This window comes from Leucobacter aridicollis (assembly GCF_024399335.1).
Lineage (GTDB): Bacteria > Actinomycetota > Actinomycetes > Actinomycetales > Microbacteriaceae > Leucobacter > Leucobacter aridicollis_A.
The window spans coordinates 3,408,049-3,430,197 of the sequence record NZ_CP075339.1; the positions used below are offsets into that span (position 1 = coordinate 3,408,049).

Below are 22,149 nucleotides of genomic sequence, written 5' to 3' on the forward strand. Positions count from 1 at the left end.
CGGCCCCACCACCGAAGTGGCGGGGCCGTTCCCGCTGAAGCGTAACGCCTCGGCTCGAACCTTAGAGGCCCGAAACGTCGAGCGGAATGCCAGGACCAAAGGTGGTCGAGACAGCGCCCTTGATGACGTACTTGCCCTTTGCCGAAGCAGGCTTGAGACGCACGATCTCATCGAGAACCGACGAGATGTTGTCGTTGAGCTGCTCTTCCGAGAACGAAGCCTTGCCGACGATGAAGTGCACGTTAGCGTGCTTGTCGACGCGGAACTCGATCTTGCCGCCCTTGATGTCGGTGACAGCCTTAGCGGTGTCCATCGTGACGGTGCCGGTCTTCGGGTTCGGCATCAGACCACGGGGGCCGAGAACCTTACCGAGACGACCGACCTTGCCCATGAGCTCGGGGGTCGAGACAGCCGAATCGAAGTCGGTGTAGCCAGCGGCCACCTTCTCGATGAGCTCATCTCCGCCGACCTCGTCAGCGCCAGCGGCGAGAGCAGCCTCAGCTGCCGGGCCGTTCGCGAACACGATGACGCGTGCGGTCTTGCCGGTGCCGTGGGGAAGGTTCACGGTGCCGCGAACCATCTGATCGGCCTTACGGGGGTCGACGCCGAGACGAACAGCAACCTCAACGGTCGCGTCGGTCTTTGCCGAACCGGTCTCCTTCGCCAGGGCGACTGCCTCGGCGGGAGTGTAGAACTTGTCTGCCTGAATCTTTGCGGCAGCGGCGCGGTACGCCTTCGACTTCTGTGCCATGTTCGTACCCTTACTCGACCGTGATGCCCATGGAGCGAGCGGTGCCCGCGATGATCTTCGCTGCTGCGTCGATGTCGTTCGCGTTCAGGTCAGCCTTCTTCTGCTCGGCGATCTGGCGAACCTGCTCAGCGGTAACCTTCGCAACCTTGACGGTGTGCGGGGTACCCGAGCCCTTCTGAACGCCGGCAGCCTTCTTGAGGAGCTCCGCCGCCGGCGGGGTCTTCAGGATGAAGGTGAACGAGCGATCCTCGTAGACGGTGATCTCCACGGGAACAACGTTGCCGCGCTGGGATTCAGTCGCAGCGTTGTACGCCTTGCAGAACTCCATGATGTTGACGCCGTGCTGACCCAGAGCGGGACCCACGGGGGGTGCCGGGTTGGCGGCGCCGGCTGCGATCTGAAGCTTAATCAGACCGGTAACCTTCTTGGCTTTTGCCATGATTGTTTCCTTTCGCCGAACGAGCGCGGTCGCGCTCGTTCTCCCGCCTCGCCGGCCGTTCCGGCGCGCGGTGTTGTTGCAGCCGCGAGAACTCACGGACACAAACCTCAATAGTTTAGCGGATCACGCCCATTCCCGCACCTCCACCGAGAAACACGCAAACGGCCCGGCCAGATGTTTCCATCCGGTCCGGGCCGTTTGTATCTGAGCCGCCTGTCGGATTTGAACCGACGACCTGTTCTTTACGAGGGAACTGCTCTACCCCTGAGCTAAGGCGGCCTGGTGCAACTTGCGCTGCACACAAGCGAAAACTCTAGCACGAATGCCGAGTCAATTTCGCCCACCTACCTGCAGGTCGCACCCGATTCGGGAACCGCACCATCGACAAAGTAGCTCTCGACAATGTCGTTCACGCATCCGCTCTGCCCGTACGCGGTGTGCCCCTCGCCTTCAAACCTAACGAGCACGCCGCTCTCGAGCTGCTCGGCAAGCGCCTCGGCCCAGCGATACGGGGTCGCAGGATCGCCGGTTGTTCCAATCACCAGGATGGGATCGGCGCCCTCGGCGCGCACCGCCATGCGTTCCTGCACCCCCTTCACGGGCCACCCCGCGCATGAGACGTCGCCGAAGCCCTGGAACTTGCCGATTGTCGGCGCGATCTGCTCGAGCTCGGCCGCCTCCTCACGCATTCGCTCAGGGTCAACTGAGTTCGGATAGTCGAGGCAGTTAATCGCCTGGAACGCCTCCGTGGAGTTGTCGAGATACTCGCCGTCGAGCCTGCCGTAGTAGGAGTCGGCGAGCGAGAATGCGATATCAGCGTTGCCGTCGGCCACGTTCGCGAAGAGCGAGTTGAGGTAGCCCCAGTTCGACTCCGAATAGAGCGGGGTGATGATTGCTGTCAGCATCGTTGACGCTGTAAGCGTGCGCCCGTCGGAAGCGACGAGCGGCTGCTTGTCTACATCGTCGAGCATGTCACCGATCTGTGCCATCGCCTCGTCGACAGTGCCAGTCAAGGGGCACTCCTTGCCGGCGAGGCACGCCTCAACGTAGCTCCGAAGCGCGAGCTCAAACCCGCGGGTCTGCTCGCGTACAACGTCGGCCTCGCTCGCCGTCGGGTCGAGCACGCCGTCGAGCACGAGCCTGCCGACCTTCTCCGGGTACATCTCTGCGTAGCGCGCGCCAATATGGGTCCCGTATGAGTACCCGAGGTAGTTCAGCTGCGCATCGCCCTGGATCTCGCGCAGCATGTCGAGATCGCGCACTGTCGAGATTGTGTCGACGTGACCGAGCAGCTCACCCGTGTTCTTCAGGCAGGCCTCTCCGAACTCGCGAGAGGAGGCCTCGGCTTCCTCAATCCACTTCGCGCTCCCGCGCTCGGCCGTGCTGTCGCTGACCCCGAACAGATACTCGTCCATTTCTTTGGCGCTCAGGCACGTCACCGGACTCGAGGCTCCGACGCCCCGCGGGTCCCACCCAACGACGTCGAAGCTGCGCTGCAGTGGTGCGCCGGCTGCCGAATCTAGGGCATTTCGCACGAAGTCAGCGCCAGAGGCGCCAGGGCCGCCAGGATTCACAAACAGCGTTCCGAGCGAGTCGCCACCCGTGGCGGGGTGCTTCACCATCCGCAGCCGGATCGTCTCGCCCTCGGGCTCATCCCAGTCGAGCGGCGCGCGAACATCGGCACACTCAAAGCCGTCGCCACAGTCGGTCCACTTCGGCACCTGCTCCCCAAACGCCCCGCCCACGGGCTGGGCGGGAAGCTCGAGTTCGACCTCCGTTGGCCGCTGCACGGTGGGCTGGAACAACTGCCACACGCCTGTCAGCGACACGACGAGACCGACGATCACCAGCACGACACCGATGACAAGCACCCAGCGTTTCCACGGTGACCGCCGCCTGCTGCTTTCCTGGTCGTCTGGCCACGGGGCAAGTTCTGGCGCGCTCACGATTTCAACACCTTGTTGTCAGCCATCACAATCCGCGCAAACAGCGCCTCAAGAACCAGTCCGGGAGTGATGGCACGGCTGAGCCGCTCACGCGCCTCCTCTGTCGCCGACACCACGGCGAGCGCCTGCTCAGGGCTCCATCGCTCGGCCAGATCGCGAATCGCGGCGCCCGATTCGGCGTTCACGAGCTGCGGCAGCCCAGCAGCCGACCCGGCGTCTTCCCCGCCGTCAGCGGACTCGCCAACAGCGCCCAGTGTGGAGAGCAAGACGTCGCGGTAGAGCGACAGCAGGTCGGTCAGGATCCGATCAATGCCATCACGCAGGCTCCGCTTCCGACGCCGCTCCTGGTCTTCCTCGAGCGCTTTCATCTGTGAGCGAAGCTTCGGCGGGATCGCAGCGCCCGGAGCGATGCCGAGGTTGCGCATCGCGTCCTCCCGCTCGCTCGCATCGAGCTGCTCGGTCATCGCGTCGGCGTCTGCCTGAGCGATCGTCACAAGCGAGGCTGCGACGGCCATGGCATCGCCCAGCGTGTGTGCAGTCAACGCCCCGGTAATCGATCGCTCGCGCCGGTTCATCGATTCGGGATCGCTCGCGAGCCGTCGCGCCATACCGATGTGGCTCTGCGCAAGCCTGGCGGCCCGCTCCGCGAGAGCAGGCTCAACGCCATCACGTTCGATAAGCAGTCTCGTCACATCTGCGACGCTTGGAGTCACGAGGCGAACTGAGCGCGTGCGTGAGCGGATGGTCGGCAGCAGGTCTGCTTCGCTGGGAGCGCACAGCACCCAGATAGTGCGCTCGGGCGGCTCCTCGATTGCCTTCAGAAGGACGTTTGAGGTGTGCTCGGTCATCCGATCCGCATCCTCAATCACGATGACCCTGTAGCGGCCCTCGCTCGGGGCGTAGTGAGCCGTCGTCACGATCTCACGGGCGCTGTCAATGCGGATCACGGCTGCCTGCGTTGTGAGCGCAGCAAAGTCTGGGTGCGTGCGGCCACGCACCTGGGCGAACACTCGCTCACGGTCGGACTCCTCACGGGCAATCAACGCGGCGGCGAAGCGGTAGGCGAGGTTCGAACGGCCGGAGCCGGGTGGGCCCGTGATGAGCCATGCGTGCGCGGGCCCGCCATCCGGGCCTGCCGCGCGCGACAGCGCCTCAACGGCCGCGGGCTGCCCGACAATCTCAGACCAGAAATCCATGCCGCAAGGCTATCGCCTCCCACCGACGCCCAGACTGGCAATGTGGAGGTTTCCGCCCGCACGGCGGCGCTGCACCCGCGGATCCGCGCAAGACATGTAGCCTTCGCGAGGCTCGAGCATATCTCCTGCAGATCCCAGATGTTCTGGCGCACCAAAACAGTTGGTTCACGAGAGCCAGCGCTCCCCCGGGTCCGGCTTACAGGTCCACGTATCTGGCGGCTCCCCGAGTCACTTCCGCAGCACCCGCACTGAGCTCTGCGGCGAGCGCCTGGAGCCCCGAGACCTCCTCCTCGGCGACGGCGAAGCGCTGCAACACAGTGTCGCTGTACTCGGCATCGCCAACCGAATACCCACGACGCCGTGCCTCAGCCTCGATCTGGGCAGCAACCTCGTAGCTCGCGTCGACAGCGACCTCGTGGCGAAGCCCGCGGCGCACCCGCTTACCTTCAAGCACGGCGCCCGCGACTGAGGCCCGGTACGCTCTGGTGAGCCCTCCGGCGCCAAGCAGCACACCGCCGAAGTAGCGCGTGACGACAGCAACGACGTCGCTGAGCCCTGCCGATACGATCGCGTCGAGCATGGGAGCGCCCGCCGTGCCGCTCGGCTCTCCGTCGTCGTTGGAACGCTGCACCCGACCGTCTGGCCCGAGCACGAACGCGGAGCAGTGGTGCCTCGCCCTCGGGTGCTCCGCACGAACGTCGGCGATGACTGCCCTCGCCGCGTCCTCATTCTCGACTCGTTCGAGCCGTGTGAGAAATCGCGAGCGTGAGATCTCGATCTCGGTCTCCACGCGGCCAGCGATCGTCTCGTACTCAGCAGCCATGCCCCTATCGTGTCACGTTCCTGGTGCTCGAGCGCGGCCGACGTCCGCGGCGACGCCCGGTGGCGACACGGGCAATCCAGCCCGCCACGTTACGATCGATGCGTGACTTCAGTGCGTGTGGACAGTTGGGTGTGGGCCGTTCGGCTTGCGAAGACCCGCAGCCAGGCGACGGCCGCGTGCCGCGCCGGGCACGTGCGCGTGAACGACGCCCCGGCGAAGGCCTCACAGCCTGTCAGGATCGGCGACATCGTCCGCACCCGTCTGCACAGCATCGAACGCATCTACAGGGTGACTGGTCTCGCGACCAGGCGCGGGAGCGCCACGGAGGCAGCGACGAACTTTGAGGATCTCACTCCTCCTGCCCCACCGCGCGTCGAACGCCCCATGACTGTGTACCGTGACCCGGGTGCGGGGCGGCCAACCAAGCGCGACCGCCGCGAACTCGAGAGGCTGCGTGGCCGCGAGACCTTCCTTCGTTCGGACGACGAATGAGTGTGGCAATCGCGCGCGACGAGTGGCGCGTACGCGAGGCGGGGCATGAGGCCCGCGCCGACGCCCTCACAGCCGGGCATCGGGCGCGCAGGCTTCGGGGCGAGACGCATCCGATCGAAGACTTCCTGTTCACCTACTACCCGTTTAAGCCCGCCGAGCTGCGCCGATGGCACCCGGGAGCAGGCGTCTCCCTTGCAGGCGCACAGGGTCGGGCCGACTGGCGGTACTACACCGTCGCGCCTGACGGACTGGCAACTGTCGATCTGGCTTCGTTCTTCACGAAGCGCGGGCAGACAGTGGGCTACGTCGAAGGGCTGCTCGCAGCAACGCTGGATCGCACCCCACAGTTCGGCTGCTTCGGCCTTCACGAGTGGGCGATGGTCTACAGCCTCACCCCTGAAGAGCTGCGGCACACGAGGCTGCCGCTACGCATCGGTCACGCGGCGACCGACGCAGTTGTCGAGTCGCACACGATCGGCTGTAGCCACTTCGATGCCTACCGCTTTTTCACTCCGAAGGCCGCACCACTGAACCGCCTCTCGCCGACGCGCGAGACGCAACCCGAAATGGAACAGTCAGGCTGTCTACACGCCGGCATGGACATCTACAAGTGGGTCACGAAGCTCGGCCCGATCATCCCAGGCGAGCTGCTGCTTGACGCGTTCGAGTTCGCGCGCGACATCCGGTTCGTTGACATGCAGGCTTCGCCCTACGACGTCACCGGATTTGTCGACAATGAGGGAGTTGAACTCGAGCCGATCCCGATCGAGACGACCCGCGGGAAACAGGAGTACGTTCGTCGCCAGCGCGAGTTCGCTGAGCGTGGCAACGTGCTCAGACAGCGCGTACTCGACGCAATCGCGGCCGCGCGCGAGGCCGCCGAGGTTCCCGCGCGCGCGGCCGCTACGGGCTAGAACTGCCCAGCTGGCGTGCTCAGTGCCTGGCGAGGATAGCCGCGTGATCGGTGCCAGCCGGCAGCACCCCGTAGTCGATACCGCGATCCTCTCCGAGGCGTGCACCGATAAACGCATCGGCGCTCGCTGAGGGGGCATACCTGAGCATCAACCCGGCCTGGAGCGCGAGCCCCATGGCGCCGACAAGGCGGCGAGCACCGGCCTGTGCGACGTCGGGGGCCGCGCCGGCGATCTCAGAGAGCTCGCGCTGCACGCGCGTGCGCAATGCATCGAAGCGAGAGTCCGCTCCCGAAGCGAGCGCGAGCTCGGCATCGAACGCTGCGACGCTCTCGGGTTCGCGGGTGAGCGCCCGAAGTACGTCGAGCGCAATGACGTTGCCCGACCCCTCCCAGATCGCGCTCACTGGCTGCTCGCGGTAGCGCATGGCGAGCGGGAAGTCTTCCGTATAGCCGTTGCCGCCGAGGCACTCCATCGCCTCATAGGCGTGGGCAGGCCCGCGCTTCGTCACTCGATACTTGGCGACCGCAGTCGCGAGTCGCCTGAACGCCTGCTCCTGCGCGTCCGCGCCATCCTCGTGGGCAGCGGCGAGCCGCATCGCGAGCAGTGTGGACGCCTCAGATTCGAGCGCAAGATCAGTGACTACCCCGGTCATCGCCGGCTGGTCAACGAGCGTGCGCCCAAATGCTTCGCGGTGCCGCACGTGCCACAGCGCCTCCGCAACGGCTTGGCGCATACCCGCCGCGGTGCCGAGCACACAGTCGAGCCGCGTGCGCGCAACCATCTCAATGATCGTGCGCACCCCTCGGCCCTGTTCGCCGACGGGATAGGCGACGGTGCCGTCGAGCTCGATCTCGCTTGATGCGTTCGACTTGTTTCCGAGCTTGTTTTTCAACCGCTGCACGCGAAACTCGTTGCGCGTGCCGTCCTCAAACACACGGGGGACGAAGAAGCAGCTGATCCGCCCCTCCGGATCGCCCTCATCACGCGCCAGCACAAGGAAGGCGTCGGACATCGGTGCCGAGCAGAACCACTTGTGCCCGGTGAGTAGCGCGCCTCCTTCAACACGGCGCGCTACGGTCTCGTTCGCCCGCACATCCGAGCCGCCCTGCTTCTCGGTCATCGCCATTCCCATGAGCACGCCCGGCTTCTCGCCTGGACTGCGGAGCGCCCCGTCGTAGCCGGTTTTGAAGAGGCGTGGGAGCCAGGTTCTCGCGAGCTCTGGCTGCTGTTCGAGTGCGGGCACGACGGCGTGCGTCATGGAGACTGGGCAGGCGTGGCCCGGCTCGATCTGACCGTAGAGCGAGAACGTGGCGGCACGCGCAACATGCGCGCCGGGTCTAGGGTTCGCCCACGCCGAGGTATGCGCCCCGTCTGCGACCGCCGCACTGATGATGCGATGGTACGACGGGTGGTAGCGCACCTCATCGATTCGGTTGCCACGATGGTCAAAGCTCACAAGCTCCGGACCCTCTGCGTTTGCGAGCTTCGCGTCCTCTTGAAACTCCGCGGTGCCGACATGGGCGCCAGTCGCGACGAGCGTGTCGTCGGCCCAACCGGCACCGAACGCCTGCACTGCATCACGCAACACCGGGAAGTCGACATACTCGTTGACTCCGACTCGCTCAGGCGGCTGGTTCTTCACGGCGTGCGTACGGCCAACGGGGGCTGGACGCAGCGGGGCGCTGGCGGCAGGCGGTGCGCTTTCCTGAGGAGTTGCGTGAGTAACTGTTGCGGTTGACATCGGTGTCTCCTTCGAACGTACTTTGCGTGGGGTGGTGGCTGAAGCGGCGGTTAGGGCGTTCTCGACTCGCGGTTAGGGCGTTCTCGACTCGCGGCTCCGGCTCAGCAGGCCGGATCGCTCTCGCGACGCGAACCCAGCGAGGCGCAGGCACGCAGCGGCAAGCGAGTCGAGCACCTCGCTGGTGTCTGCCTCGGATCGGCCACCCGCTGCAGGCGAGAGCGGCCGGATGAAGGCCTCACCGAGCGCCCCGACGATCGCCGGGGCGAGGAGGTCAATCCGCTCCGTAGACAGTGTTCCCTCGGCAACGCCATCGGCGAGCACCTCAGCAACAGTCTCGGTGTAGGCGCGTCTAAACAACAGGCGCTCGCGCTCAACGCCGACGTCTGCGGCCTCGAAGAGCAGGGCCATCGCGAGCGTTCTCCCGCGGAGCGCACGCGCCCCGAACACGCGTACGAGCGCGTCCAGCCGCTGGTCAGCTGGTGTCTCGAACCGGGCATCCGTACCGAATGCAACGGCCGCGCGAACAACCTCGAGTTCGATCCCTGCGGCCCGGTCAAAAATGGCCGCGGTAAGAGCGGTCTTATCGGGAAAGTACGTGTATACCGTTCCAGTCGAGACACCCGCGCGGTCGGCCACTCTGGCGATTGTCGCAGCCGAGAACCCGCCCTCCGCGACGAGGCCAAGGCCAGCGTCGATGAGCGCCGCGCTTCGTGCGGCGCGGTGCCGCTCAGTGCGTTCGGTGCTTCGGTACGCCATCGGATCCTGCTTTCTCCGGGCGGCCCATCATCGGCCGCTGCGAGGTCGCCCTCTCGTGTGAAGGCCGAACTGCGCCTTTCGCAAACAATTGAATCATGGTTCAATTGTTTGCGAAAGGGGCGGCGTCGACATTGCTCCGCCCCCTTTCGCCGCTCAACACCGTCGTTGACCTAGGAGGACCAGATGGATCTCAGCAGCATGCTCGAAAGCACCGCGAGAAAGTTTCCGCACAAGGAGGCAATCGTCGCGGCCGACCGCCGCTACACGTTCACCGAACTCGTCGAACACTCGCGACGCGCTGCACGCGTCTTCCGAGACGCAGGCTTGACGCGCGGAGCATACGTGCCAGTCATCACACTCAACACCCCCGGATTCGTCTTTGCGGCGTTCGGGCTGTGGCGCGCGGGCATGGCTCTCGCGCCCGTCAACCATAAACTCACGGCCCCCGAGCTGCGATTCCTCATCTCGCACTGCGGCGCCGAGGTCGGGGTCGTCGATGCGACACTCCTCGAGACCGCGCGCCAGGCGGCTCCTAGCGTGCGCTGGCTCGTCACCGAAGCCGAAAGCTTCCCGGGGATTGATGTCGAACCCGGCAACGACTTCGACGCGCTCGTCGCGGCTGCCGAGCCGTGGGACGGCGTCGCCGTCAGCGAAACCGAAACCGCCGAGCTGCTGTACACCTCCGGCACCACGAGCGACCCCAAGGGGTGCATCCACTCACACCGCGGCATCACGACTGTCGCCGCGTACTGCGCGATCAGCGGCGGGCTGCAGACATCAGACCGGTTTCTGATCGCGATGCCCATTTGGCACTCGTCCCCTCTCAACAACTGGTTCCTCCCAATGATGTTGCTCGGCGGCACGGCGGTGCTGCTGCGCGAGTACCATCCACTCGAGTTCCTGCGAACCATCGAGCAAGAACGGGTCACCGCCTTCTTCGGTCCGGCGATTGCCTACCTTGCGCCGCTCCAAGCGACGAAGGCGGCCGGAATCAAGTGGGACGCATTCGACCTCTCGAGTGCACGCATCTGGTTTGCTGGCGGCGCTCCAATCGGCAAGGACACCATGCAAACGATGCGCGCAGCATACCCGTCGGGTGGCTTCCAACAGGTCTACGGAATGAGCGAGATGGGGCCCGTCGGCACGGTCCTCCGCCCAGAGGATCAGGAACGCAAGGCAGGCTCCGTCGGTCACGCCGGCATGCCGGGCGTCGACATCCGCGTCGTCACGCGCGAGGGCCGCGATGCACTGCCAGGCGAAACCGGCGAGATCTGGATGCGATCGGACACGCGCATGGTCGGTTACCTCGGCAATGACGAGGCCACCGCACAGGCATTCGAGGGCGACTGGTACAAGTCAGGCGACCTCGCGCGACTCGACGACGACGGCTACCTCTTTATTGCCGACCGCATCAACGACATGATCATCTCGGGCGGCGAAAACGTATACACGCTCGAGGTCGAAAACGCGGCGCGCGAGCACCCGGGCGTCGCCGACATCGCCGTGGTGTCGAAGCCACACCCCGAGTGGGGCGAAACCGTCGTCGCAGTTGTCGTTCCAACGGCAGACGGCGGGCCCACGCTCGAAGAACTGCGCGAGTTTCTCGGCGCACGTCTCGCACGCTACAAGGTGCCCCGCGACCTTGTAGTGATCGACACGCTCCCGCGCAACCCCTCGGGCAAGGTGCTCAAACACAGGCTTCGCGCCCTCGTACGGGAGGGCGTCGCGGCGTAGCGCACAGTGCCGCGGCAACCCAGCAGGCACAGTCGGGATCGGGCTCGGGCTCGGGCTCGGGCTCGGGCTCGGGCTCGGGCCAGCAACTCACACGTCGGCTTCGCTCAGAACAGCGTCAACGCTGGGGCACCTGGCACTTCATCCCACAGGGGCAACGCCGCGCTTTCGCCGGTGCTCGGCAGCTGTCGCGCGCCACGCCTTGCACGTGCGCCTACAGCGGGTTCCGACCCCCCTGTCGGAGCCCGCGCGCCGGCCGCAGCGATGGGCGGGTACGGGTCGCGGCTGCGCCTCGCGTTCCCCGTGAACTCGAGTCCGTACTTGCGAATGAGCGGCCGGATTCGGCCCGCGAGCTCTAGCCTGTACGCCTGCGTCGCCTTGCTCGACGACCCCGGGTAGAGCCGGTGGTATGCGGGCACAAGATCTGGATACTCACGCCCAAGCCAGGCGAAGAACCAGGGCCTTACCGCCGACCGCAGGTGCAGCGCCCCGTACATGACCGAACGCGCGCCCGCCTCTCGGATGTCGCGTAGCAGCGGCTCGAGGCTGCCGACGGAGTCAGTGAGATATGGCAGCACTGGCATCACAAAGACGTCGACCTCAAGTCCCGCGGCGCGCGCTGCCGCAACAGTGTCGAGGCGGGCCCTCGTCGTCGGGGTCCCTGGTTCAATCGACTGCTGCAGGGCGTTGTCTCCAACCGCGATCGACATGGCGAGCTCGACAGGAACACGCGTCGACGCCTCCGCGAGCAGCGGCACGTCCCTGCGAAGCAGCGTGCCCTTGGTGAGAATCGAGATAGGAGTCTTGCGGGCTGCGAGCGCCTCGATAATCCCAGGAAGCAGCGCATACCGACCCTCGGCCCGCTGATAGGGGTCGGTGTTCGTGCCGAGGGCGACCATCTCGCGCCGCCACGACGGCCTAGCAAGTTCGCGCCCCAGCACCTCTGCCACGTTCACCTTCACGACAATCTGCGAGTCGAAATCGGCGCCAGCATCGAAGTCGAGATACTGATGCGAGCCGCGCGCGAAACAGTAGACGCAGGCGTGCGAGCAACCACGGTAGGGATTAATCGTCCAGGCAAATGGCATCGACGACCCCTGGGGCACCCGATTGAGGGCGCTCTTTGCGAGCACCTCGTGAAAGACCATGCCCGCGAACTCGGGCGCCCGAGTGGTACGCAAGTGGCCAGGGATCGCCGCAACCTCGGCGAGCTCCAAACCGGGCAGCGCGGCCGCGACCGAGCCGCCTGCGTTCGCCTGTGCGGCGCCGATCCTGATTGACCCGGCGCTCTGTCCGCTCCACCTCATGGATTCATTCGAACATATGTTCGAATGAATCGCAAGTGGGTTAGCCCACTCGCCCGGCTCCGGAGCCTGGGGAGGTCCGGCGTTTCCCACGGATCGCGCGGAGCGCCCACAGGATCGCAACCAAGTCGACAACCTCCTGCATCCACGCGCCGACAATCGCGGGGAGGAACCCGAACGCAGCGACGAGCATCAGACCGACACTCACTGCGATACCCATCCAGATGCTCTCGAGAGCGATGCGCACAGTGTCCTTGCCAATACGCACCGCCTCCCCGACTCCATCGATCCTGTCGAAACGGTTCACCACGTCGGCCGACTCGCTTGCCGCCGTCGAACCGCGCGCGCCCATGGCGAAGCCAACGTCGGCCGCAGCAAGCACGGGGGCGTCGTTGAGCCCGTCACCCACCATGATGAGGGGCCGTGGTTGAAGCTCGCTGGCGATCCGAACCTTGTCGGCCGGACTGCACTCGGCATACACCTCATCGATACCGGCCTGCGCAGCCATCGCGTTTGCGGTCGCCGGGACATCGCCCGTGACCATCGCGAATCGTTCGACTCCGAGCCCGCGGAGCTCGCGCAACACCTCAGGCGCCTCCGGCCGCAACTCGTCACGCATGACGAGCGTGCCGAGGAAGCGGTCGTCGAGCGCGACGTAGATCGCAAGCTCACCCGCGTCGAGCGCTGTCACCCGTAAACCAGGCGCCGCCTGGGCAACCCAACTCGGTTTGCCGACACGCACCGTCCCCGCAGCGACGACTGCCTCGACACCGTTCGTCGCACTCTCCGCGGCCGATTCGACGGGAAGGAGCGCGATGCCGCGCGCCTTCACTGCTCCGACGACCGCGCTCGCGAGCACGTGCGAGGAGTACACCTCGGCGCTTGCGGCGAGCTGCAGCAGCTCCTCCTCTGACACACCGGCGGCCGGGCGAACCTCACGCGGTTCCGGCTTGCCCGTCGTGAGCGTGCCCGTCTTGTCGAAGGCCGCCGAGCGCACCTTCGCGAGCTGCTCGAGCGTGCCGCCGCCCTTCACAATCAGCCCACTCTTCGCCGCCCGGCTCATGCCGCCAAGGAACGCGACTGGCGCCGCAATGAGCAGCGGACACGGCGTCGCGACGACGAGCACCTCGGCGAATCGAACGGGGTCGCCGCTCACAAGCCACGCCGCTCCAGCGATCACCAACGCGACGACCGTGAACGGAAGCGCGTACCTGTCGGCGAGCCGGACCGTCTTCGCACGGCTTCCCTGCGCCTGCTCAACCAGGTCGACGATCTGCTGATACTTGCTGTCTTTCGAGGTCGCGGCAGCGCGCATCGTGATCGCTGTTGATCCATTCACGACGCCGCTCGCGACGCGCTCATCGGCGGCACGCAGCACGGGAAGACTCTCGCCCGTGAGCGAAGACTCGTCAAACTCGGCGGAGCCACCGAGCAGGATCGCGTCGACAGGGACAAGCTCTCCAGGCCGCACGAGCAGGTGATCACCGACATTGATCTCGCTGACGGGAACAGTCTCGGTGCGCTCTTCCTCCGCGACGCCAGCTGGAACTCCAGACCCGGATGCCGCCGGGGCGAGGAGCAGCCTGGTGGCCTGCTGCGGCGCACGCTTCAGCAGGGCCGTGAGCTCTTGTTTAGACCTGTTCTCGGCGTAGTCCTCGAGGGCCTCGCCGCCGGTAATCATCAGGACGACAATGAGCGCCGCCCACGGTTCGCCGACGCTCACTGCGGCCACGATGGCGATAACCGCGAGGATGTCCAACCCGGCATGACCCCGGAGGAGCTGCCGAACCATCTCGTACGCCTGCCATGCGGCGATCACTAGCGCGTAGCCGCCGACAAGCCACGGGGCGAAGTCACGCCATGGCGTCGCAAGCAGCGCGAGGCCCACAGCACCGACAACGAGGGTCAGCACGACTGCCGGATATGCCTTCGCACCGCGCACGATGAAGTTCATAGCCCCATCCTGCTACCTCCAGGCAAACTCGGGCAACATGCGTGCGCGAAGTGTTCGGGCACCTCGGCTCCTTCGGCCGCTCCGCTCGCGCCCTCCGCGGCCGCCCCTCCTCCGCCCTTTCCCCCTATTCTCCGCAGCACCCCAATTCCCGGGGGACTTTGGGAGCGCAGAGCAAAACTGGGTGGGTCGAGATCGCGCCGACGGCGCGGGAAGCCTACTGGCCGCGTGGAATCAGGCGCTGCAGCTGCGTCACGTGTGCCGGGGTGAGCTCTTCAAGTGACTTCACCTCGAGCAGCTTCATCGTGCGCACGATCTGGTCGGAGAGGATCGCGATCATGCGATCCACCCCCTCGCGCCCGCCCGCCATGAGGCCGTAGAGATAGGCGCGCCCGACGAGCGTGAACTTCGCGCCCATCGCGATCGAGGCGACAATGTCAGCGCCGTTCATGATGCCTGTGTCGATCGCGATCTCGGTGTGGTGACCCACCTCGCGGGCGACCTCAGGCAGCAGGTGGAACGGGATCGGCGCGCGGTCAAGCTGGCGCCCACCGTGGTTCGACAGGATGATGCCGTCGACGCCGAGGTCGACGAGCTTTTTCGAGTCCTCGACGTTCTGCACGCCCTTCACGACGAGCTTGCCGGGCCACATCGAGCGGATGATGTCGAGGTCTTCGAATGAGATTGACGGGTCCATCGCAGAGTCGAGCAGTTCGCCGACGGTGCCGCCTGTCGACGAGAGCGATGCGAACTCGAGTTTCTTGGTTGTAAGGAAGTCCCACCACCACCACGGGCGGGGGATCGCGTTCGCGATTGTGCCGAGCGACAGCTGCGGCGGGATCGAGAAGCCGTTGCGTGCGTCGCGCAGCCTGGCGCCGGCGACTGGCGTATCAACGGTAAACATGAGGGTGTCGAACCCGGCTGCCGCGGCACGCTCGACGAGACCGTATGAAATCTCACGCTGCCGCATAACGTAGAGCTGGAACCAGTTGCGGCCGTTCGGGTTCGTCGCCTTCACATCTTCGATCGAGGTTGTGCCGAGCGTCGACAGCGTGAATGGGATGCCGGCGGCAGCTGCCGCACCAGCGCCGGCGATCTCGCCCTCGGTCTGCATCAGCCGCGTGAACCCTGTCGGCGCAATGCCGAAGGGCATCGCCGATTCGCCGCCGAAGATCTGCGCGCGGGTGTCGACAGTCGAGACGTCTTTCAGAATCGAGGGGTGAAACTCGATGTCTTCAAACGCCTGTCGAGCACGACTGAGCGACAGTTCTCCCTCTGCTGAGCCGTCGGTGTAGTCGAAGGCCGCCTTTGGGGTGCGCCGCTTCGCGATGCGCTGCAGATCGTAGATCGTGAGCGCGCCATCGAGTCGACGCTTCTTCCCGTTGAGTTCAGGTTTCTTGAACTTCATGAGATCGAGGATCTCTGTGGGGCGCGGGAACTGTCTCTGTACCACTTTGCGCAGCCTTCCTATTGTCGAAATGAATTGGGGTTAGATGCGGCCTGAAGCCCGCAACTCCACCCACCCAGCACCACCAGGGAACACCCACCGATCACGCGACGCCTCAAGCATCTCAGCACCCGTCCCAGCCATCACGGGAGCAACATAACTCCCATCAACCACCCGAGCAGGCTCAACAAAGTGCTCATGCAGGTGATCAACAAACTCAACCCGCTTCCACCCAATCTCGCCAGTCAACGACGCGTAATCAAAGAACGAGTAATGCTGCACCAACTCGCACAACCCCACACCACCAGCGTGGGGGCACACAGGCACACCAAACTTCTTCGCCATCACCAAAATCGCAAGATTCTCATTCACCCCAGCAACACGCGTCGAATCAAGCTGCAACACGTCAAGCGACCCAGCCTGCAACATCTGCTTAAAGATGATCCGGTTCATCACCGCCTCACCAGTGGCAACCTTGATCGGAGCAACTCCTCGACGAATATCAGCGTGGCCAAGCACATCATCAGTGCTCGTTGGCTCCTCGATCCAGAACGGATCAAACTCAGAAAGCGCGTTCGTCCACGCGATCGCCTCGTCAACCTCCCACCGCTGGTTCGCATCGATCGAGATCCGAATGTCCGGACCCACCGCCTCACGCGCAAGACGCATCCTACGCACGTCATCTTCAAGGCTCGTGCCAACCTTCAGCTTGATCATGTCGTACCCGGCAGCAACCGCTTCCTTCGACAACCGCACAAGCTTCTCGTCCGAGTACCCCAGCCAACCAGGCGTCGTCGTGTAAGCGGGATGCCCATTCGCGGCAAGCTCAGCCAGCCGTTCAGCTTTCCCAGCCTCACCCGCCCGCAAGATCTCGAGCGCCTCGTCAGGCGTCAACGCATTCTGAATGTGCGTGAAATCAATCGCCGAAACAATCTCTTCCGGGCTCATCTCGGCAAGCAGCCGCCACAGCGGCTTCCCCTCGCGCTTCGCCCGCACATCCCACAACGTGTTAATGACCGCGCCGGCAGCCATGTGCGAAACACCCTTCTCCGGGCCAAGCCACCTGAGCTGCGAATCATGCACGAGCCGCTTCGCCGCGGCCCCCAAATCATTCACCAGATCATCAAGCTCAAGCCCAACAAGCCTGGCACCGTAACTCTCGATCGCTTTCGCAACGATCTCGTTTCCACGCCCAGCAGTAAACACGAGACCATACCCGCGCTCACCGTTATCGGCTTCAAGCACCGCATACGCAGCCGAGTAATCAGGATCAACATTGACAGCGTCAGAACCGTCAAGCTCAAGCGAAGTGGGGAAGCGCACATCGTAGCTACGCACCGAAGTAACAACAGGCATGTTCAGAATCCTATACGACCTTGCAATTTCCTACACGATTAATTGCGACGCTGCTGTGTTTAGCGACGCGAGAACACGCCCTGGCGTTTTTCGGCGAACGCGCGACGCCCTTCAGCGGCATCCTCTGTCGCGAATGTCACGGTCTGCAGCTCACGCTCGAAGCGCACCGCTTCCTCCTGCGGCAGGTTCGCGGCCGCGCGCAGGTTCGCCTTCGCAGTTTCTGCGGCGATCGGCGGGCGCGATGCGATCGTTGCCGCGAGCTCGCTCGCGCGCGCGAGCAGCTCGTCGGCCGGCAGCACCTCGGTCACGAGCCCCCACGCGAGGGCACGCGCAGCGTCGATCGAGTCGCCGGTAAGGAGCATCGTGGCCGCGTTCGACTGTCCGATCGAGGCGGCGAGAAACGCACTCATGCCTCCGCCGCCGATCCAGCCGAGCTTGATCTCGGGGGCCGCGAACGTCGCCGCCTCCGAAGCGAGTCGAATGTCGCACGACAGCGCAGTCTCGAGGCCGCCACCGAGGGCGTAGCCGTTCACCGCGGCGATGATCGGTTTGCGGCTTTCGCGCAGCGCATCGCAGTAGTCTCGGCGGTTGCGAAAGTCCCAGGGTGTCGCGTACGTGTCGAGGGTGCGAATGTCGCTGCCGGCGCTGAAGGCGCGTTCGCCGGCGCCCGTGAGGATGATCACGCGCACGTTCGCATCGTCGTTGAGCTCGTGGATGATGCGCTCGAGGTCAGCGCTCATCGCAGGGGTCACGGCATTGAGCTTGTTGGGCCTGTCGAGAGTGATCGTCGCGACGTGACCGTCAATGTCGAGGCCAATGCGCCCATCTATCGTTTCGCCTGCCGCGGCCTGGGTGGAGAGAGTCATCGCAAAGTCCTTAGGTCTGGGGTTGGAGCGGGGGAATTGTGACGCCCGCCAGGGTACGTGCATACTCGCCCTGCACCGCGCGCCAGGCACCCGCGGCGTCGGCGGCGGCGACGTGTTCGCGCAGCAGCCCTGAGGCGGTCGCCTGAAACGCGGTGAAGCCTGGAAGACGCGGCCGCACCCACGATTCGTCGAGCGTGCGCCGCGTCGCGGTGTAGAAGTCACCGGCCGCTCGGTTCACCTCGGCGTTATGCCAGGCCGCCCCATTCGAGGGTTGGCCTGAGTGCTCGGGGATGAGCGTTGCTTGAGTGAGGGGGTGCATGAGCCAGCTGAGCAGAGCGACGAGCTGCGGGTCTGGCGTCGTGCGGGCCGAGATGGCGAGCCCCGTGCCACCGATGACTGAGCCGATGCGACCGCCCGGCCCTTCGGGGGCGTCGCCGAATGCGATCGACCCGGGCCCCGAGGCGTAGTTCACATAGCCGTAGACGAGTGGCACGTATGCCACGTCGCGCTCCGCGCGCATGCGCTCGAGCAGTTGAATCGGGTTGAGCTCGGCCGTGCCTGAGGGCGCGGTCCGCGACAGCTCGATGAGGATCTGCGCGGCCTCGACCCCCACCCGCTCAGACACGAGTTCGCCGGCGCCGTCGACCGCGGGCTCCTCACCGAGGGCGACGCAGATCGACAGGTAGCTGAGCATCGCGTGTGGGCCCGCAAGGTTCGGGGCGACAGGCTCGCGCCGTGCGAGCCGAAGCACGTCGTCCCATGTGCGGGGCGCCTCAGCGACCCGCTCAGGCAGGCGCGCAGACACCTGGCTCGCGGCGTCGAGCGGCAGCGCCCACGTCTTGCCGTGCGCCTCGTAGGAGGCAAGGCTCGGCCCGACGGCGTCGGCCGAGACCCGCTCGATCTCGGCGGCGCCTAGCCACGACTCGACCGGGCTGAGCGCGCCGCCAGCGAGCGCGTCGCCGAGGTGCGGGTGGTCAATCACGAGCACGTCGTAGCGGGCGGCGAGATCCTCAATCGGGCTCGACTCAAAGCCCTCAAGGGAGTGCACGTCCCACTCGATGAGCCCCGGAGCCGCGAGCGCCGCACGCTCGAGCGCCGCGCGCCCGCGCGGGTGATCCCAGGTGAGCCCGCGATATGTCACGCGGTTACTCCGGCGGGAAGCAGCGTCTCGGCAACCGTGCCCTGCGCGATCAGCGCGTCGATGCGGTCCTCCGCGATGCCCACCTCGGCAAGCACTTCACGCGAATGCTCCCCCACAAGCGGCGCGCCACGGGTGATGCGCGCGGGAGTGCGGTCAAAGCGGTACGGAAAGCCGGGCGTGCGGACAGTGCCCTCGGTCGGGTGCTCGTATTCGACGAAGGTGCCGTTGTGCGCGATTTGCGGATCGTTCACGAGATCCTCGTAGCCATACACCGGGCCGACCCAAATGCCTGCCGCACCGAGCTTGTCGAGCCAGTGCTCGCTCGTCTCGAGCGCGAGCCGCTCCTGCACCCCGCGGTACATCTCGTCGCGCTTCGTCCACCCCTCGACCTCGCCGCTCCAGCCCACAAAGCCTGGTTCGCCGATGAGCTCACCAAGCACCGCTGGCTCGGCGAACGCGAGGGCGATGAAGCCGTCGGCGGTCTTGAAGATGCCGTACGGGGCGCGAATGTAGCTGTGCGCGTGCGGCTCCGCGGAGCGGGCCTGCGGCACACCGCCGACCGTATACACCGAGAGCTCCTGCATCTGCAGCGTCGTCAGCGCATCGAGCATGTTCACCGTCACGAGCTGACCTTCACCTGTGCGCTCGCGGTGCAGGAGCGCGGCGAGCACACCCTCGAAGGCGGTCGACGCAGTGATGGCGTCGGCGAGGAACTGGCCGGCGGGCGTCGGTGGCTCACCCTCGCGGCCCGCGGAGAGCAGCGCGCCGCTCATCGCCTGCAGCAACAGGTCCTGGCCAGGACGGTCGCGGTACGGGCCGTCCTCGCCGTAGCCCGAGATCGAAACGTAGACGATGCCAGGGTTCACGGCGCGCAGCGACTCGTAGTCGACGCCGAGTCGGCCGGCGACACCAGGCCGGTAATTCTGCAGAAACACGTCGGCCTCGGCGACGAGGGCGAGGAGCGCCTCGCGCCCCTCCTGCGCTTTGAGGTCAAGCGCGACCGACCGCTTGTTGCGGTTGAGTGACAGGAACGAAACATTGATTTCGTTCCCCGGGGCTCCCCCGGCCGCGGTGTGCCGCTGCCATTCGCCTGAGGTCGGCTCGACTTTGATGACATCGGCGCCGAGATCGCCGAGTCGCTGGGCCGCGAAGGGGCCAGCCATGGCGATCGAGCAGTCGAGCACACGGTAGCCAGCAAGCACTGCTGGTGCAGGGGTGGTCATGATGTTGTCCTCCGGGATGGGGTGAGTGCCTCGTGCAGCGGCGGGAGCAGTATCTCGGCGCCGCCAGCGGCGGCCGAGCGGTGCATGGCGTCGATGAGTTCGACAGAGCGCGCGGCAACGCGGGCGTCTGAGTGGTTCTCGGTCTCGCGGCCAGTGAGCAGGTCGACAAAGCGCGCAGGCGGGGCGAGGCACTCGTAGCCCCCTGCTCCGGGCTCGATCTCAAGGTCCCACCGCTTCCCGTCGTAGCGGTGCAGCGACACCCGCTCGCGCTCAGTGTCGAGCATGAGCACACCTTCTGAACCGAAAACGCGGATGTCGACCTGGTAGGGATCCTCGTCGGGAAGCGTCGCGGCTCCCGACAGCGCACCGAGCGCGCCGCCCTCAAACCCGAGCACCGCCGAGTTGAACAGATCGACCGCCGCTCCTGGCGCCGTCATCTTCGAGATGACGCTCTCGGCGCGCAGCCCGGTCAGACAGAACAGCAGCGCGCTCGAGTGGGTGACCTGGCCGTGCGCGTAGCCGCCGCCGCGCTCGGGCGACTGCCATGTGCTCGCCTGCGGGCCCGCGGTGTTCGAGTCCCACCGGCTGCGAATATCGTCGGGGTTGCCTGCGAAGAGCCCGCGCGTCGGCGAAGCCATGTGGCACAGCACGTGCTGAATCTCGCCAAGGTGGCCGGCGTCGACGAGGCGCTTCGCCGCGATCGTGAACGGCTTATAGTTCCACCCGTACGGCACCAGCACATGCGTGCCGGCCGCTTCGCTTCTGCGCACGAGCTCCCACGCGCTCGCTGCGTCGAGGCTCACGGGCTTCTCGACTTGGACGTGAAGTCCGCGGTCGATTGCCCGGAGGGCATGCTCGACGTGCAGATCATGCGGGGTCGTAATCACGACACCGTCGAGGTCTGCGTCAAGCAGCTCGTCGTAGTCCTCAGTCGCGAAGCCGAATCCGAACTCATCTCGCACGGCGCCGAGCGTCGGCCCCTGGCCGCACACACCCACAAGCTCGACATCGTCGCGCGCTGCGTAGATCGGGAAGTGGTTACTTGTCGCCCACCAACCAGCGCCGATCGCACCGATTCTCGCTTTGCGCCCCGCGGGCAGCGCCGCGCTCATCGCGCGAGCTCCCAGTGACGCCTGCCGTCGCGCATCAATTCGCGCACAATGCCACGATCCCGGAGCCGCTCGAGGTTTCCAGTGACCGGGAAAATCGAGTAGTCGAGGGCTGCTGCGGGCCAAGGCCCGAGCGCCGCGCCTGCCGCTCGAATGACAGTGAGCGTGGACGCAGGCTCGGCAACTGTGTCGAGGGCCGCGAGGATCGCGCCGTCGACCTCAGCAACATAGTGTTCGCTATCGTCGAGAAACTCAGCTACCGCCTTGCCTTCGTACACAGGGTAGTGCGCGGTCAGAAGCAGATCCGCGTCAAAACCACGCACCTTGGCAATCGTCTGGAGATAGTCATCCGTGTCCCGGTAGGTGGGTGGGAACGCAGGAGCTCCGCTCGCCGTTGGAACAGTCCGGCCAAGCACTGCGTCGCTGATCGCGAGCGCTTTGTTGTGCTCGTCCCAGAGCGCGAGGTGACCGGGGCTGTGCCCTGGCACGTGAACCACTCGAACGCTGCGGCCGCCAAGGTCGAACTCTTCACCGCCGCGTAGCTCCCCATCGAGCGCCACGAGATCACTGTCAGCACGCACTGCAGCTGTCGTCGCGGGCGGGTCATCAAACCCATCGACCGCGGCAAACTCGCCGTAGCGTTCGGCGATGAGAAGCTCGACGTCTTCGGTCAGCGCACGATCGAGACCGTGCGCGAGCAGTGTGACGCCCGGAATGGCGTCACGAAGCGCGCCGTTGCCTCCCGTGTGGTCGAAGTCACAGTGGCTGTTGATCGCCCAACGAATGCTGCTCGGATCAATGCCGTCTGCAGCGAGCGCTGGGAGCAGGGTGCCGGTGACTGAGTCGCGGACTCCCGTGTCGAACAGCAGCGCGGCGTCGGTGCCAACGAAAAGGTAGAGCGCAACAAACCGCTCTCCAAGTGGGGCGACGTAGCGGTGCAGCCCTGGCCGAATTTCACTCATC

19 protein-coding genes and 1 tRNA gene are annotated in these 22,149 nt (G+C 65.6%); 3 read left to right on the top strand and 17 right to left on the bottom strand.

The annotated features are described in order from the left end of the window. Nucleotides 1-61: 61 nt before the first annotated feature. The 6 genes from rplA to KI794_RS15340 all read right to left on the bottom strand — a co-directional run bounded on the left by rplA (nt 62) and on the right by KI794_RS15340 (nt 5,155). Entirely contained in the window at nt 62-751 is a 690-nt protein-coding gene (gene rplA, locus KI794_RS15315; protein WP_119282595.1) for a 50S ribosomal protein L1, read from the bottom strand. A 10-nt stretch (nt 752-761) separates the two neighbouring features. After that, on the bottom strand, nt 762-1,190 hold the full coding sequence (rplK, locus tag KI794_RS15320; RefSeq protein WP_119282594.1) for a 50S ribosomal protein L11: 429 nt from the start codon (nt 1,188-1,190) through the stop codon (nt 762-764). 207 nt (nt 1,191-1,397) lie between these two features. Then, nucleotides 1,398-1,469 (bottom strand) — tRNA-Thr (locus KI794_RS15325). A 65-nt stretch (nt 1,470-1,534) separates the two neighbouring features. Next, nucleotides 1,535-3,136: an alpha/beta hydrolase gene (locus KI794_RS15330; RefSeq protein ID WP_255808555.1), complete on the bottom strand. Its 1,602-nt coding sequence runs from the start codon at nt 3,134-3,136 to the stop codon at nt 1,535-1,537. Beyond that, nucleotides 3,133-4,332 (bottom strand): DNA polymerase III subunit delta', encoded by a 1,200-nt coding sequence (locus tag KI794_RS15335; protein WP_255808556.1) that lies wholly within the window; start codon nt 4,330-4,332, stop codon nt 3,133-3,135. The genes KI794_RS15330 and KI794_RS15335 overlap by 4 nt, the downstream gene beginning before the upstream one ends. 196 nt (nt 4,333-4,528) lie before the next feature. Continuing rightward, nucleotides 4,529-5,155: a YigZ family protein gene (locus KI794_RS15340; protein WP_255808557.1), complete on the bottom strand. Its 627-nt coding sequence runs from the start codon at nt 5,153-5,155 to the stop codon at nt 4,529-4,531. A 102-nt stretch (nt 5,156-5,257) separates the two neighbouring features. Here KI794_RS15340 and KI794_RS15345 point away from each other — a divergent pair, with 102 nt between their 5' ends. Continuing rightward, nucleotides 5,258-5,647, top strand: a complete 390-nt coding sequence (locus tag KI794_RS15345) for an RNA-binding S4 domain-containing protein (RefSeq protein WP_119282590.1) — start codon at nt 5,258-5,260, stop codon at nt 5,645-5,647. Next, complete coding sequence (locus KI794_RS15350) at nt 5,644-6,561, top strand: 3-methyladenine DNA glycosylase (protein ID WP_119282589.1); 918 nt, start codon at nt 5,644-5,646, stop codon at nt 6,559-6,561. Before KI794_RS15345 ends, KI794_RS15350 begins: the two co-directional genes overlap by 4 nt. 19 nt (nt 6,562-6,580) lie before the next feature. On the opposite strand, the gene KI794_RS15355 is transcribed toward KI794_RS15350, so the two are convergent. Then, on the bottom strand, nt 6,581-8,302 hold the full coding sequence (locus tag KI794_RS15355) for an acyl-CoA dehydrogenase family protein (RefSeq protein ID WP_255808558.1): 1,722 nt from the start codon (nt 8,300-8,302) through the stop codon (nt 6,581-6,583). Nucleotides 8,303-8,374: 72 nt separating this feature from the next. Then, on the bottom strand, nt 8,375-9,058 hold the full coding sequence (locus tag KI794_RS15360) for a TetR/AcrR family transcriptional regulator (protein ID WP_119282587.1): 684 nt from the start codon (nt 9,056-9,058) through the stop codon (nt 8,375-8,377). Between the two features lie 183 nt (nt 9,059-9,241). Between KI794_RS15360 and KI794_RS15365 the strand changes: the two genes are divergently transcribed. After that, complete coding sequence (locus tag KI794_RS15365; RefSeq protein WP_255808559.1) at nt 9,242-10,792, top strand: class I adenylate-forming enzyme family protein; 1,551 nt, start codon at nt 9,242-9,244, stop codon at nt 10,790-10,792. 104 nt (nt 10,793-10,896) lie between these two features. On the opposite strand, the gene KI794_RS15370 is transcribed toward KI794_RS15365, so the two are convergent. The 9 genes from KI794_RS15370 to KI794_RS15410 all read right to left on the bottom strand — a co-directional run bounded on the left by KI794_RS15370 (nt 10,897) and on the right by KI794_RS15410 (nt 22,148). Continuing rightward, nucleotides 10,897-12,096, bottom strand: a complete 1,200-nt coding sequence (locus tag KI794_RS15370) for an Rv2578c family radical SAM protein (RefSeq protein ID WP_255808560.1) — start codon at nt 12,094-12,096, stop codon at nt 10,897-10,899. A gap of 40 nt (nt 12,097-12,136) precedes the next feature. Further along, entirely contained in the window at nt 12,137-14,047 is a 1,911-nt protein-coding gene (locus tag KI794_RS15375) for a heavy metal translocating P-type ATPase (protein ID WP_255808561.1), read from the bottom strand. Nucleotides 14,048-14,261: 214 nt separating this feature from the next. Beyond that, nucleotides 14,262-15,497 (bottom strand): alpha-hydroxy acid oxidase, encoded by a 1,236-nt coding sequence (locus KI794_RS15380; RefSeq protein WP_119282583.1) that lies wholly within the window; start codon nt 15,495-15,497, stop codon nt 14,262-14,264. A 36-nt stretch (nt 15,498-15,533) separates the two neighbouring features. Next, nucleotides 15,534-16,847: an enolase C-terminal domain-like protein gene (locus KI794_RS15385; protein WP_255808562.1), complete on the bottom strand. Its 1,314-nt coding sequence runs from the start codon at nt 16,845-16,847 to the stop codon at nt 15,534-15,536. 59 nt (nt 16,848-16,906) lie between these two features. Then, on the bottom strand, nt 16,907-17,713 hold the full coding sequence (locus KI794_RS15390) for an enoyl-CoA hydratase/isomerase family protein (RefSeq protein WP_255808563.1): 807 nt from the start codon (nt 17,711-17,713) through the stop codon (nt 16,907-16,909). A 10-nt stretch (nt 17,714-17,723) separates the two neighbouring features. Continuing rightward, nucleotides 17,724-18,854 (bottom strand): hypothetical protein, encoded by a 1,131-nt coding sequence (locus KI794_RS15395; RefSeq protein WP_255808564.1) that lies wholly within the window; start codon nt 18,852-18,854, stop codon nt 17,724-17,726. Continuing rightward, nucleotides 18,851-20,077, bottom strand: a complete 1,227-nt coding sequence (locus KI794_RS15400) for a CaiB/BaiF CoA transferase family protein (RefSeq protein WP_255808565.1) — start codon at nt 20,075-20,077, stop codon at nt 18,851-18,853. The genes KI794_RS15395 and KI794_RS15400 overlap by 4 nt, the downstream gene beginning before the upstream one ends. After that, nucleotides 20,074-21,189, bottom strand: coding sequence for a Gfo/Idh/MocA family protein (locus tag KI794_RS15405; RefSeq protein ID WP_255808566.1), 1,116 nt, complete (start codon nt 21,187-21,189; stop codon nt 20,074-20,076). Before KI794_RS15405 ends, KI794_RS15400 begins: the two co-directional genes overlap by 4 nt. Then, a complete protein-coding gene (locus KI794_RS15410; protein ID WP_119282577.1) occupies nt 21,186-22,148 on the bottom strand; it encodes an MBL fold metallo-hydrolase in 963 nt (320 codons plus the stop codon). The genes KI794_RS15405 and KI794_RS15410 overlap by 4 nt, the downstream gene beginning before the upstream one ends. Between the last annotated feature and the right edge of the window lies 1 nt (nt 22,149).

Bases quoted from the DNA above. Each gene is read 5' to 3' on its own strand.
- KI794_RS15360 (WP_119282587.1), bottom strand. From the start codon at position 9,058: ATGGCGTACCGAAGCACCGAACGCACTGAGCGGCACCGCGCCGCACGA.
- KI794_RS15365 (WP_255808559.1), top strand. From the start codon at position 9,242: ATGGATCTCAGCAGCATGCTCGAAAGCACCGCGAGAAAGTTTCCGCAC.
- KI794_RS15375 (WP_255808561.1), bottom strand. From the start codon at position 14,047: ATGAACTTCATCGTGCGCGGTGCGAAGGCATATCCGGCAGTCGTGCTG.
- KI794_RS15340 (WP_255808557.1), bottom strand. From the start codon at position 5,155: ATGGCTGCTGAGTACGAGACGATCGCTGGCCGCGTGGAGACCGAGATC.
- KI794_RS15350 (WP_119282589.1), top strand. From the start codon at position 5,644: ATGAGTGTGGCAATCGCGCGCGACGAGTGGCGCGTACGCGAGGCGGGG.
- KI794_RS15390 (WP_255808563.1), bottom strand. From the start codon at position 17,713: ATGACTCTCTCCACCCAGGCCGCGGCAGGCGAAACGATAGATGGGCGC.
- KI794_RS15355 (WP_255808558.1), bottom strand. From the start codon at position 8,302: ATGTCAACCGCAACAGTTACTCACGCAACTCCTCAGGAAAGCGCACCG.
- KI794_RS15400 (WP_255808565.1), bottom strand. From the start codon at position 20,077: ATGACCACCCCTGCACCAGCAGTGCTTGCTGGCTACCGTGTGCTCGAC.
- KI794_RS15410 (WP_119282577.1), bottom strand. From the start codon at position 22,148: ATGAGTGAAATTCGGCCAGGGCTGCACCGCTACGTCGCCCCACTTGGA.
- KI794_RS15385 (WP_255808562.1), bottom strand. From the start codon at position 16,847: ATGCCTGTTGTTACTTCGGTGCGTAGCTACGATGTGCGCTTCCCCACT.
- rplK (WP_119282594.1), bottom strand. From the start codon at position 1,190: ATGGCAAAAGCCAAGAAGGTTACCGGTCTGATTAAGCTTCAGATCGCA.
- KI794_RS15335 (WP_255808556.1), bottom strand. From the start codon at position 4,332: ATGGATTTCTGGTCTGAGATTGTCGGGCAGCCCGCGGCCGTTGAGGCG.
- rplA (WP_119282595.1), bottom strand. From the start codon at position 751: ATGGCACAGAAGTCGAAGGCGTACCGCGCCGCTGCCGCAAAGATTCAG.
- KI794_RS15370 (WP_255808560.1), bottom strand. From the start codon at position 12,096: ATGAGGTGGAGCGGACAGAGCGCCGGGTCAATCAGGATCGGCGCCGCA.
- KI794_RS15405 (WP_255808566.1), bottom strand. From the start codon at position 21,189: ATGAGCGCGGCGCTGCCCGCGGGGCGCAAAGCGAGAATCGGTGCGATC.